Below are 12,468 nucleotides of genomic sequence, written 5' to 3' on the forward strand. Positions count from 1 at the left end.
TCGTCGAAATCATTGTACTAACCTGCCCGTTAGCGTAGCGAAGGGCTACCATGTGGCACCCCTTCAGGTATGGAACTATCGTTTCCCGTTAGTTGAAAGCTGTAACTCTTCTTTATTACCATTCCACCCAACTGTTACATTAATTATCGAATCTTTCGGTGGGAGGGCACCATTACCCCCAGTTTTTGAAACAATCGAACGGCTTCCCGATAATTCTTGTTCCCCACTCCCCCCGATATTGGTTCCATCATATTTATATTTGATATCACTTACTTCTTTTGGTTTTTTCCCTTTGTAAATGATCTTCAATGTTTCGTTATGATACTCCCCCTGTGGATTCTCAATTGTATAACTTGCTGACCAGTTCTTACTCTCACCTGTATAAACTATGGGGGAACTGTTTAAACAACCACATAAGGGTATAAACATGAACAAGAAAATAAGAATTTTTTTCATTGAACCTACCTCCGTTCACTTTGAAGTTCACAATCTATATAGGGGTCACCTCACGAAACGGAATTAATCGTACGCTAAGCAATTATCCGCATGAACCGGGGGCTTTGGTTTTCTAATTGAAACTAGAGGAAAATTGTTCAACTATAGTACCTCGTTAGTTGAGTAATTACTTTTTTTCAAATTGTGTTAAGTGTATAGTTTCACTTTTGTTATTCCATTTAATAATGCTCATAATTTTCTCATCTTGATTACCTACAATATCGTGTATTAGATCACTATCAAATTCAATCGAAAAGTGAGCATTATCTATTTTATCGTAGTGAAGTGTTTCCGAAATATTCCCATTTCTTGTGCCATATGAAAATACAATTTCTTTGGTTGCTAATAATTCAGAAATACTGCCTTTGTAGAAAAAGTTTAATTCCACTTTTTCTTTTGCTGATTGAGAAGAATTTGTTTTGTATTGAGCGTTCCAATTTTCGCCTTCCGCATAATAAATAATTTCTGCATTTTTCGGTTCGTTACCAGAACATCCAGAAATAAAGGTAATTAAAGTAGCTAATAACAAAAGACCTAAACCTAATCTTCCTAGGATCACAATCCCCCCCCTTTCGGTACCTAGTTATATACGCCCTGAGACAGCATTTGTTACGCTAAACTGCCCGTTAGCTTAACGAAGAAAGGAGCAGCTGCCGCAGCAAACTGCTCCTTGATTGTTGAACTATCGTTCTCCGTTAGTTGAATAAAACAGTACGCTTAGTTTGTCATTTGTCGTTTAATTTGCTTTTCAGCATGTATTCATCATAAGCATCATGGACTTTTTCTTTGCACACCTTTTTCCAAGTATCTTTAAGCATGGTAACCGCATTTTCATTATATGGTTCAGGCTCCATATCCCCACCAAAACCAATCCATGCATCGTGACCTACTTCCCCATCCTCGTGAGAGTAAGCAATTTCATGTGGTGCAGGTGCGTGTCCTGCGAATTGACAATCATTTGCTAAACAATGATAGCCAGGCTTATGAACACCATATTTGCAAAAAGTCGGAACATTATCTTTCTCTTCTGTTTCACCAAGTCCATGTAAGCAATGTAGTTCCACTATGAGATGAGTAAAGGCGATGAAACTCTCCTTCTTTCAAAAAGCAATTCTATTAATCATCTATTCGACGCTTCAATTCGAGAAAGGTTGCTCAACAATTAACTCCTAATTGTGGAAAAACATTTCGTTAACCTGCCCGTTCGTAAAGCATAATGACATAGTTTTATTTGTGATAAGATTCTCCGCGCTGACTGTAACCGCAAGTTTTATTAAAAAACGGGGCGCCAAATCCGGCGCTCCCGTTAATTTATATTGATATTCGACTCAAGATTCCATGCTCCGGAGTCTACTGAATGTTAAAGCTGGCAATAATTTTGTCGTATTCCTTCAAATCTTTATCCTGATACCGAGTCTTATCGACAAAGAACATCAGGGTTGCGAAATTGGAATCCTTTTGGATGAAGACCAACTTGCCGACCGTGTCACTTGTCTCGTAATCGATCACCTGGGCTTCTGCTCCGGCGACCTTTGTGTTCGTTTGCTTGTTCGCTTTGACGTACTTGAACGCATTCTTTAATGCCTGCTTGACATACTCGTCCAAGCTCAAGCCTTCCTCTGACTCCAATGTGAAGTCCACTCCCATATAATAGTTGCTGTACAACTTCCGATTATCAGTCATTACAGAGGGTCTCCAATTGCCGTTAATGACAATCTGGAAGAAGTTCGCGGTGTCCCGATCATACAAATCCACGTACATGGGACCGCCGATGATTAATTTATTTGTCTTGTTGTCGAAAACGAGCTTCGAATTTAGACCGAAATAATCAGAAACGCTCTTGGCTGGCAAATATAAACTTCCATTGTACTGTAATGCCTTGACTCCATCGATTTCCTGTCCGTTCAATTCCACTTTGAGCGAAGGATTAAAGAGCGCCTTTACTTCCTTCCAAGCAGATCCTGCCCAGGCTCCGGTTGCATTGCCAAGCAAGAACACTGCCACAATAAACCCCACCCAATATTTCTTGTTCATTTACCTTCCCCCTATTATTCAACAATACCCCAATTCTACCATATCTTTTTATAAATGGGGCGTTTTAAGAGGGCGTCACACATGTCAAAATGGATCAAAAGACTGCAAATCTCAACCCATTTGGTGCAACAGAGAAAAAACGGTCAATTAGCTACTAATCAAAGTTTTCTCTCCGTCAGCTTACAAACCTGCCCCTACTCTGAGGATCGTCTTTTCTCTGGCTCAAGACCTTGTTCCAAATCATGAAATAAATAATTCTGGGTGACAGCATTGTGCTCGTCTTCATCTAGCAGACCGAAATCGTCATTGCGCCGTAAGCAACTGTCTAAATTACTTGCCGTTATTTATGGTATGGTTCCCCGCGTTTGATCTTCAACTATCCTGCACGTTAGTTTAATAACAAGTCGATCATTTATTTTTGAGATAAGAAAAAACAGAAATCCAAAAGATGCATCCGAGCAAAATATGAATTCCACTTTCTTCAATATGTCTCCCAGTCCCACTCAGTAATAAACCTGAAAAAAAGCCTAGGACAATACAAATTAATACTTCAAGTACCTTGGTTTTCATAAACATTCCCCTAACTACCTTCTATAGTTTGATTATTCTAAAGGAGCTGCAGCGAGCAAGCTCCTCCAATATCGATACCCATTAGCGTAACGAAGGGCTACCGCGTTGTCGCCCTTTCGGTGTTCAAATTTCTTATCGTTAGTGGGGCAATTGTAAAACTCTTAACTGTTACGATTTAGCATCGTGGACCATTATCGATGTTTTTGAACTAGGACGTTCATTTATTAGCTTTGATTGATAATCTTCAGTAGTTTCGATATCTTCTGGAGGCAACGAAACCTTCACATCGTAAGTGCCAGGGATTGCAGGCTCAAGATTAGACTTGCCGTAATACTTCGGAACGAAAATCAACTTTTGTTCAACCGTTTGAGCTGGTGCTAATTGTGATTTGGCAAGGTCAGATGTGCAACTTTGGTCGACTGGCTTATTCGCTAAATATCTATTCGAATCTTGATTAACGATCTGTATCCATACGTTGTTAGGACAACTGGAACTGCCCTTAACATATGTTAACATCTCTTTCCCTAGATTAGTCACCTTCGCGTTAACCTCAATTTCATCATTCATTTCATATTGATTTTTACTCAGTTGAATTTCATAAGCTAAGTCTCCAATGGTTTCCTCAAACTGAATCGGAATGACTTTACTGGCAGATGAACATCCTGTCGCTACAACCAGAACAAAAACCAGTACAAGAAACACTTTCTTCAATGCAATCTTCCTCCCTCCTTTTGCATTATAGACGAGTTTAGAGATGAAAAGTTATAACTAGAATTGAATATAGATTAATGGAACACTACTGCCAGTTAGCTTAACAAATAAAGGGAGCAACTGCCACGTAGCAATCTGCTCCTTATATGTTCGTTCAACTATTGTTCCTCGTTAGAGTAATGAACCTATATTGGGTATCGCTTTTCATTTTTCGGCATTATTTTTTATATATTCGTTTCGTCGCAAGAGTAAACGCTCCATATACGATCGTAAAAACATCACGTCTGCTAACATACCAAGTGGCCCAAAGGGTGAGGTATAGTCGAATCTATCTGTCATCAACGTCCCACCATCTTGTATTTCAAATGTATGTTCATGCCTAAACCTTTTAAAAGCACCACTAACCATCTCGTCCACGAATTTATTAGGTGGATCAAGCTCAGTAATGATTGATGTTAGTTGCTGGCGAATTCCGAAATGTGTAGCTTCCCAGGTTACGGTTTCTCCTAGTCCAATCAACCCGCTAGTACGACCTTTTACCGCTCTTTCATTTGTATGTGAGGTCGATTCCATGTGAATTTCAATGCTGCGTGACAAATCAAAACACACCTGAATAGGTGCTTTAATAAACAGGGATATTTTTATAATTGGCAAGAGTCACCCCTCCTCTACATAGCCATTTACATTTGATAACAATAAGTTCGATATCGTCTCATTATACCCTGCTTTATTGAGTTAAACTGCCCGATAGTTCAACGAGGCTGCCGTTGCATGCCGGCAGCCTCGAATTGGTGATTGTTAAGCTATAGTGTCCCATTACTTCAATAACTTTTCAGCGTCAGTTCTTTACTTTCGCAATTAACTTCAATATCAGGCTACCATCTCGTCGTATTTATTGAGCTATAGTTATCCGTTAGTTGAACAGATTTCTGTATTAAATTAATTTAAATATTGAATATGGTTTTATACTATGGGCTATGTAATATTCAAATAAAAAATCTCTAAGTGTTTGAGGGAACTTCAGAACATTCTTTTCTTTGTTTTGCTGTAAAGCCTCAATTATCATTGAAATATCTATCCATTCAAATCCAATTTGTGCAACATCATTCTGTAAATGACTAAGCTTTTCTTCGGTACCAAATGAACAAAGAAAGATGAATTCAATCGCATGCACTTGTTTAACTAAAAAAGAATACTCGTGATTGTTAGAAATATATTCTCTAACACAAATAAATTTTTTAATAGTCGTATTAATATTCAATTCTTCAGTACATTCGCGTAGAATAGTATCTTCCATTGTCTCGCCTGATTCTTGCCCCCCACCTGGTAATGTGTAATAAATACCTATATTATCAATCTTTTTCTTAATAAAGAGTACCTTATTATCATATTCAATAATTGCTTTAGCCGTATTCCTAACCAAAATATCCCCTCCTAAACTAACTTATTAGACGTTTTTTCAGCAATTTGTCTCTTCGTTAAACTGCCCGTTAGCGTAATGTACTCGTTGACTTCGCCAGCTTAATTATGTCATTTTTGATGAAATAGAAACCACTCATTAAAGAATAGCCTTCTGTTCTAGATTATGTATGATACGGGGCGCTGCTTCATAAAAGAAATGAACCAATTTTTTCATTTGTTCCACAAAATCTTCACTATCGGGAGCACCTATATTCACTGCTGTTTTTTGACCGTTATATACTTCATTGAATAATGGGATTTCACGATTGAACTTCTCTTTAATATAATCTCTATGAAGTTCACTCATTGCAATAATTATATCGTACTCATTAAAGTGATTTTCATCAAAAAGCGTTCTTTTGAAGTCAATGGTGTCTATATTCAATTCATTCATTATATTAAAGTGAATATTGGAATACATGCTAATATCACTATTTGCTCTTATCCCAGCGGAAGCAACCTTAATTGAAGTCTTATTAATACTACGGAGAAAATCCTTCATACAAAATTCAGCTATTACGCTTCGAGTAAAATTATCGGTACATACAAACATAATATTCATTAAAACCAACTCCATTCTAATGACCATTTTATGGAATTATAGCAAATGAAACAGGAAAATTACCATTAATATTTTTCGATTGATTATTCAACTATCCTGCCCGTTAGAGCTTAATGCCCAGCAGAACTAAGGTCGAGTCTTAATTTTATTGTGAAAAATATCCTTGATCTGAAAAGTCTTCATCTCATCTAACGTATAGATATAGTCATCCCGTTCCTGAGATGCATGACAAGAAATGCAACTTGCTACATCCCTTTTGGTATTTAATGATCGATCTACATTGTAAGCTTGAAAACGCCAATCGCCATTTTGCTTCTCTGTTGGTTGGTCGCCCCAGTCAGAGCGCTTTTCCATTACAAATATATCGGAAAATACTTCATCTCTATAAATTTCAAGAGTTAATACAGTGCCATCGGGCATCGGCACGCCGTTCTGTACCGCTTCAATTGTTTCTGGACTTGCATTAAGTTTCTCATGAGCATTTCCACGGTCTATAGTCGTGTAGATTAAATCATCAGTATAATTCTCCGGAAGTACATTGAGGAGACATCTAACTAAAGAAAGCAAAAAGGCAGCCGATTCGGCTGCCTTTTTTGCGTAATGATTGTTAAATTTTACAACTGATTATATTCCTCATCTGAAACGGGTTCTAACCATTCTGGCTTACCAGCAGTGATTGCAATGTGTTCAAACCAGCTGTCTTTTTTAGCACCATGCCAGTGTTTTACACCATCATGGATAACGATAACATCACCTGCTCTTAAGAATTGAGCAGCTTTTCCTTCTTCTTGGAACCAACCTTCGCCACCTGTTACTAATAAAAGCTGAAATCCCTCACGATGAATATGCCAATTATTTCTACATCCTGGTTCAAAGGTTACATTCCCAACACTAACATTCACTTTGGGATCAGCAACCAATGTTTTAAGGTAACTTTGTCCCACAAAAAATTGTGCGTTTGCTTCATTTTTTTCGCCCATGGGGAAAATAACTCCATTTTTTACTTCTTCATGTTTTGCCATTTTTAATTCCTCCAATTTTCCAACTTGGGTAGTTGGTCAAATATTATTTCAATAATAGGTACATAGGATATTTGCTCAATGGAAAAGGCGATGACAATATCGCGATGATTGCAGCTAACATTGCCGAAGTCGCGCTGATCCATGTTACCGCCGTAATTGAAAAGTTTCCAACAGTAATTCCCCCAAAGTCTGCACCGGAAGCAAACCCGAGTTGCACGAAAGTGCTGTTCAGACTAAGCACAATCCAGGAGGATTGCGGTGCAAGTGACACGAGGTTTGTGCAGGACCGAATGTCCAGCATGCGATCTCCCTTAGCATAAGCAACGCAATGATTGGCGCTATCCAGTTTGATACTACTGGCACCACAACAATAGCTAGGGCTTGAGTGGCCATGGAGATTAAGAGAGTGCGCATTATGCCAATCCGATCTGCCAAGAAGCCACCAAGTCTGGAACCAATTTAGCTCCTTATCCTCAGTATCAAGAGAACGAAACTTATACTTGTCTCCATTGTTGGCATAACGGCTGTCAAGTACGGAGCAATATAAGTATCGACCAGTGAAAAGCCAATAAACATGAAGAATGTAACGCTAAGAGTAATTGCAATCCTTGGCTGCTTTAAAAAGGAAAATCTCTAGCTCAACGGAACAGCGCCCCCCCTTCGTAGGCCGGAATTGCCCTGGTAACAATGAATGATCAATCAATCGTCTTAAATATTGAGTGTATCAGAATACAATATTCCCCCTTTCAAATTTAATAATATGACTCAACAACAAAACCACCATACTATTTTGTAAGGTGGGTCTTCAGCCTCCATAGTTCGATCATTTTTGGACTTTTGAATTTGGTCAGTTTCTGAGTGATGTGTGATTTCTGACCAATCACTTTCAAGTGTCAGCTTCAATACTTCTTTGAGGTCTAATACGCCATAAAATAAAGAAAGAGATGCATGCAATTACAATACATACCCAATAAACGTCACGTAACCCTGCAAACTGAGCAATAATACCGCCACCTAAGTTTCCTAATAACCTACCAATTATGGACCCATTGTAATAGATCGTCGAGGACATCCCTGGTGAGTTTGGAAGCAGCTCCGTGAAATAGCTTAGTCCGTTGCCCATAACTATTGCAACGACCACGGCCTGCAGAAGCTGTGCTGCGATAAGTTGCCAGGTATCCGTAGAAACACTGAGTATAATATTGTAGAGGATCGCAATTAAGCAGGCGCTAATCATTAAGAAGTGATTGGATAACCTTCTTCCCATAGCGCCTAGCGCAAACATAATGGGAATCTCCAATCCAGCACAAATACTCACAACCAATCCTATATCTGTATGTGTGCCATGAAGCTCTTTTACAATAAACAGTGGCGTGATAATCCCGTTTATGGCATTAACCGCAAACAGAAAGATGAAGGCTATCAACGGATACCAAATTTGTTTACGGCTTATTGAAGACTTATTTGCGGTACCAGATCTCTTTTTTTGAACTGTACTTCTACTAGGCAGATATAGGAGTACAAGAGATGAAATGGCTAGAAAAATGGTAGATGTCCCTAGAAAGAGTCCCCTATAGCCAACAACCCCTAAAATAATGGTACCCATTAAAGGGCCAATCAGGAACCCGAGCGAAACAAGTGTTCGCAATGTAGACATCGCAAACGTCTTGTCATCGGAGTTGCTTTCATTAGCTGATTCCTGAGCATAGGCGTAAATTTGAGGCATGGCGGCAGCCCCCAAACCACTAAAAAAACTAACGATAATAAGCAAAGCGAAATAGTTATCAAATACGACATAGGATGAATAAGCTAACGCTGATGAAATCGTGGCTACAATAATAATTAGTTTACGGTCCCATTTACGATCCGAATGTTTACCAATATACGTGTTCGCCATCACGCCACATAATGAACTTACGGCTGTGAACAAGCCAAAGGCTCCTGCACTCATTCCCAATTCCTCTATACAATAAAGAGCTAGATAAGGCAAAGTAATTGAAATTCCTATGCCGACCATTAACACACAGATGATAAATAGACGATATCCCTCAATTGCTAATAATTTTTTTAGACGTATGTACATTTTAGTCTCCTTAAGTGCAGTAGTGTATCCTCATTATGCATGAGACGATTGGCAGACCGTTATCTCGATTGTCTCAAATGATTGCCTAATTCTCTCTAATGGTTTACTCAATAGACAATTCAAAAGTGATGTACAACAAAAAAGGCAGCTGGATTGAGACCAGCTGCCTTTCCATATTTTTTATAGTTGTTTTAAAACGAATGCTATTAATTCAAATTGGATACCCCAACCAGGTTTTGATCAGCATTTTCCGCTTTTTGCTCATAGGTTTCCTTGAGTCGCTTTATGTCCGTCTTAGGAGGAAAACCAAACATTCGAGAATATTCGCGACTAAACTGGGATGCACTTTCATAGCCAACCCGATACGCAACCTCGGTAGCATCCGCCGACTCCCTTAATAATAGGCTCCTGGCTTCTTGCAGCCGCAACTGTTTTTGAAATTGAAGCGGGCTCATAGCCGTGATTTCTTTAAAATGTCGATGGAACGAAGAGACGCTCATACTCGCGACATCAGCAAGTTCTTCAATTTTCAAAGGCTGATCATACTGTTGGATAATTTGATCGATTGCTTCCCTGATGCGATAGGTGTTGCTTCCTTCGATTGCAATTTGTGCCAGAGTCGAACCATATTGCCCTAGCAGAAGTCTGTAAATGATCTCTTTCTTATGAATTGGAACAAGATACGGAATATCTAGAGGAGAGTCGAGCAATTGAACCAAACGAAGGACAGCATCCAAAATCGTTAATTCGATTTGCCCAACAACCATGGCACGTGAACCATTGTCTCTTGGATGGGGGTTTAATTGAGCCTCTTTCATTACCTCTAATATTTCATTCTGAGTTAATTCAAGTTTCAAGCTCAAATATGGAACATCAGGTGAAGCCTTAATAACTTGCCCGATAACCGGAAGGTTCATGGAGGTGATTAAGTAATTTGAGGGGCCATATTCTAAACGCTCATCAGCTAGTAATAGCTCTTTCAACCCTTGGGTAACAAAACAAAAAGAGGGACTGAATACTCGATATGCTCTTTCATCCGCCTTATCCGAACGAATTAAGAACAAAGATGGGATCTCTGTCTGCATTACTCCTGCCTGTTTACAATGACTGCTAATCAGACTTGTAAGCTTATCCTGACGTGATTTAGTTTCTTCGAACATAAGCCCTCCTTAATGCTTTATTTTGTTTTATTATACGCCATTAGTATGCAAATAAGAAATGGAATTGAGAGGATTAGGCAATCATTTGAGACGAATTGAATATCCGTTTTTTGCCCACGCACGCATAATAGTATCACGAGCTAATTCGTAACGTTAAATCCAGGCGTTTTTGAGTTATACAAATTTGCTTTTCAAGGAGGAAGAAATCACTTTGAATAATTCTCATTAAAATGAAAAAAAATAAATAATTGGATTTGAGCTGTATTAAGATGACCATGTTAAAATTCTACTGGAGGATTGAAAATGCAAAAAGTAAAGTTGAACAATGGCGTTGAAATGCCAATTATCGGTTTTGGTGTTTTTCAAATGGCTGATCTAAATGAATGTGAGCAAAGCGTTTACGACGCCATTTCGGCAGGCTATAGGCTTATTGATACAGCTGCTTCCTATATGAATGAAGAAGCAGTGGGTAGAGCGATCAAGCGTAGTAACGTGGCAAGAGAAGAATTATTTATTACGACAAAGCTTTGGGTTCAGGATACCGGTTATGAGCGCACCAAAAAAGCATTTGAAAAATCTTTGAAAAGATTGCAATTGGATTATTTGGATTTGTACTTAATTCATCAGCCATATGGCGATGTGTACGGTTCCTGGCGCGCTATGGAAGAATTGTATCGTGAAGGAAAGATCCGTGCAATCGGCGTTAGTAACTTCCATGAGGATCGTCTGATTGATTTAATTGTTCATAATGATGTCGTTCCTGCTGTAAACCAGGTTGAAACGCACCCGTTCAACCAGCAAATTGAAAATTCCAAATTCTTGAAAGAGAACAATGTACAGATCGAATCCTGGGCACCTTTTGCTGAAGGGAAAAATAACTTGTTCCAAAATGAGCTATTGGTATCCATAGCTGAAAAATATAACAAATCCGTTGCTCAGGTGGTTCTACGTTGGTTAACACAAAGAGAAATCGTTGCGATTCCAAAATCGGTTCGTAAAGATAGAATTACTGAAAACTTCAACATCTTTGATTTTGAATTAAGCCAGCAGGACATAGAGTCAATTGCCACATTAGATATGAAACAAAGTCTCTTCTTTTCTCATCGCGATCCAGAAATGGTGAAATGGCTTGGTACACGAAAACTCGAAATCTAATTCATCGGAAATACAATTACAATAAAACAGTTCCCGGTGCGAGTTTCGGCGTCGCTTGAAAGCCATGAACTACATTTGACTCCTTGGGCGGATGCATTGACATCTGCCCTTTTTCTCTTAGCATGCGTTATACGAAGAAATTCTAGAGATCGCCACAAGCAAAAAGGAGTGAAACAATATGGAACAAGTAATTATTGACCTTTCAAAGAGTAAATGGGAATGGATGATGGAGAAACAACTAGATAATTTAAGTAATCTTTTTCACGAAAAAGCCGTATTCGTCCACATGGGGGCAACATTTTCTAAAAACGAAGAAATTGATGTAATTAATAACGGTTCTATTATTTATAAGAATGTAGAAATTCAAGAAACATCTGTTCGGCTAATTGGCACAACTGCTATTCTTCTAAATAAGGTACGCCTGATAGCTGTTGTTGGGGGAAATGAAGTGACGAATCCATTTGTGGTTACAGAGATATATGTGCTTCAGGAGGAACAATGGAAACTAGCATCATTGTCTTTCACAAAGCTGTTAACACAATAATGGTATATTGTTTTGCGCAGGGAATACGCGAAAGCCTTCTTTGTTAAAATAAGCTTCCACAATTTTGAGCATGTCGGGATCGTCATCTGCAATAAGTATGTTCATGCTGTGCTCCTTAATTTATGACTATGGAACATTATTATAGCATGAATGAGCTCAACCGCTTCCATCGCCGTCTTTCGCGATTAACTCTCCGATACGTCCATTAGCCCTTTACCGATAAGATTAGCGGAAACGGGTTTTTTCCCTGCTTCTCGCGCCCAGACCGACAATTGACCGATATGGTGGATCTCGTGGGCGATCACATGGCGAATGACCTCGCCCCACGTGTCGACCGCCACTCTTCCGTCTTGTTGCGGGTCGTAGAACGGACGGTTCTCCATACTGCCGTCCCAAGCATTCACAAATTGCTCGACTTCCGCTTTGAATGCTTCGTCCAGTTTGCGCACTTTCTCAAGCGTTGCGTAATTCTCAAAGCTTTCCTGGAAATCCGGTTTCCCTTGAAGCGCGCGTATCCAGCTCCATTCCACGTCGGCAATATGGAAGAGCGTGTGCAAAATCCCGCCGACGCCGCCTGTTCGGATGCGAAGCAATTCTTCCTCCGGTATGTCCTCGCACCACCGGTACCATTGTTCCCTGACCAGCCAATTGTAACGAAACATAATATGCAA

At 39.3% G+C, this 12,468-nt stretch carries 16 protein-coding genes and 1 pseudogene; 2 read left to right on the top strand and 15 right to left on the bottom strand.

Annotated elements, in window-relative coordinates:
• Positions 1–75: 75 nt before the first annotated feature.
• The 13 genes from AC787_RS30210 to AC787_RS30270 form a co-directional block, all read right to left on the bottom strand.
• Entirely contained in the window at positions 76–456 is a 381-nt protein-coding gene (locus tag AC787_RS30210) for a hypothetical protein (protein ID WP_054028699.1), read from the bottom strand.
• A gap of 166 nt (positions 457–622) precedes the next feature.
• Complete coding sequence (locus AC787_RS30215) at positions 623–1,054, bottom strand: hypothetical protein (RefSeq protein ID WP_054028700.1); 432 nt, start codon at positions 1,052–1,054, stop codon at positions 623–625.
• A 166-nt stretch (positions 1,055–1,220) separates the two neighbouring features.
• Entirely contained in the window at positions 1,221–1,559 is a 339-nt protein-coding gene (locus AC787_RS34395) for a hypothetical protein (RefSeq protein WP_054028701.1), read from the bottom strand.
• 286 nt (positions 1,560–1,845) lie between these two features.
• A complete protein-coding gene (locus AC787_RS30225; protein ID WP_054028702.1) occupies positions 1,846–2,529 on the bottom strand; it encodes a hypothetical protein in 684 nt (227 codons plus the stop codon).
• Positions 2,530–3,267: 738 nt separating this feature from the next.
• The gene (locus AC787_RS30230) at positions 3,268–3,810 is read right to left on the bottom strand and encodes a hypothetical protein (RefSeq protein WP_054028703.1); all 543 of its coding nucleotides are present in this window, start codon (positions 3,808–3,810) and stop codon (positions 3,268–3,270) included.
• A 204-nt stretch (positions 3,811–4,014) separates the two neighbouring features.
• Positions 4,015–4,464: an SRPBCC family protein gene (locus AC787_RS30235; protein WP_054028704.1), complete on the bottom strand. Its 450-nt coding sequence runs from the start codon at positions 4,462–4,464 to the stop codon at positions 4,015–4,017.
• Positions 4,465–4,744: 280 nt separating this feature from the next.
• On the bottom strand, positions 4,745–5,233 hold the full coding sequence (locus tag AC787_RS30240; RefSeq protein ID WP_054028705.1) for an NUDIX domain-containing protein: 489 nt from the start codon (positions 5,231–5,233) through the stop codon (positions 4,745–4,747).
• Positions 5,234–5,368: 135 nt separating this feature from the next.
• The gene (locus AC787_RS30245; protein WP_054028706.1) at positions 5,369–5,833 is read right to left on the bottom strand and encodes a hypothetical protein; all 465 of its coding nucleotides are present in this window, start codon (positions 5,831–5,833) and stop codon (positions 5,369–5,371) included.
• A 126-nt stretch (positions 5,834–5,959) separates the two neighbouring features.
• Positions 5,960–6,400: a cytochrome P460 family protein gene (locus tag AC787_RS30250; RefSeq protein WP_054028707.1), complete on the bottom strand. Its 441-nt coding sequence runs from the start codon at positions 6,398–6,400 to the stop codon at positions 5,960–5,962.
• A 47-nt stretch (positions 6,401–6,447) separates the two neighbouring features.
• The gene (locus AC787_RS30255; RefSeq protein ID WP_054028708.1) at positions 6,448–6,855 is read right to left on the bottom strand and encodes a cupin domain-containing protein; all 408 of its coding nucleotides are present in this window, start codon (positions 6,853–6,855) and stop codon (positions 6,448–6,450) included.
• Between the two features lie 43 nt (positions 6,856–6,898).
• Positions 6,899–7,156, bottom strand: a complete 258-nt coding sequence (locus tag AC787_RS30260; protein WP_054028709.1) for an MFS transporter — start codon at positions 7,154–7,156, stop codon at positions 6,899–6,901.
• A gap of 585 nt (positions 7,157–7,741) precedes the next feature.
• The gene (locus tag AC787_RS30265; RefSeq protein WP_054028710.1) at positions 7,742–8,938 is read right to left on the bottom strand and encodes a sugar efflux transporter; all 1,197 of its coding nucleotides are present in this window, start codon (positions 8,936–8,938) and stop codon (positions 7,742–7,744) included.
• Between the two features lie 206 nt (positions 8,939–9,144).
• On the bottom strand, positions 9,145–10,098 hold the full coding sequence (locus AC787_RS30270; RefSeq protein ID WP_054028711.1) for an AraC family transcriptional regulator: 954 nt from the start codon (positions 10,096–10,098) through the stop codon (positions 9,145–9,147).
• 303 nt (positions 10,099–10,401) lie between these two features.
• Between AC787_RS30270 and AC787_RS30275 the strand changes: the two genes are divergently transcribed.
• On the top strand, positions 10,402–11,253 hold the full coding sequence (locus tag AC787_RS30275) for an aldo/keto reductase (protein ID WP_054028712.1): 852 nt from the start codon (positions 10,402–10,404) through the stop codon (positions 11,251–11,253).
• Positions 11,254–11,431: 178 nt separating this feature from the next.
• Positions 11,432–11,797 (top strand): nuclear transport factor 2 family protein, encoded by a 366-nt coding sequence (locus tag AC787_RS30280; protein ID WP_082361324.1) that lies wholly within the window; start codon positions 11,432–11,434, stop codon positions 11,795–11,797.
• 9 nt (positions 11,798–11,806) lie between these two features.
• Here the strand turns inward: AC787_RS30280 and AC787_RS33930 are convergent.
• Together AC787_RS33930 and AC787_RS30285 are read right to left on the bottom strand one after the other, a co-directional pair.
• Positions 11,807–11,902, bottom strand: a pseudogene (locus AC787_RS33930) (DNA-binding response regulator); the annotation flags it as partial.
• An 80-nt stretch (positions 11,903–11,982) separates the two neighbouring features.
• Entirely contained in the window at positions 11,983–12,468 is a 486-nt protein-coding gene (locus AC787_RS30285) for a DinB family protein (RefSeq protein ID WP_054029037.1), read from the bottom strand.

Source organism: Bacillus sp. FJAT-28004, assembly GCF_001280845.1.
Lineage (GTDB): Bacteria > Bacillota > Bacilli > Paenibacillales > Paenibacillaceae > Pristimantibacillus.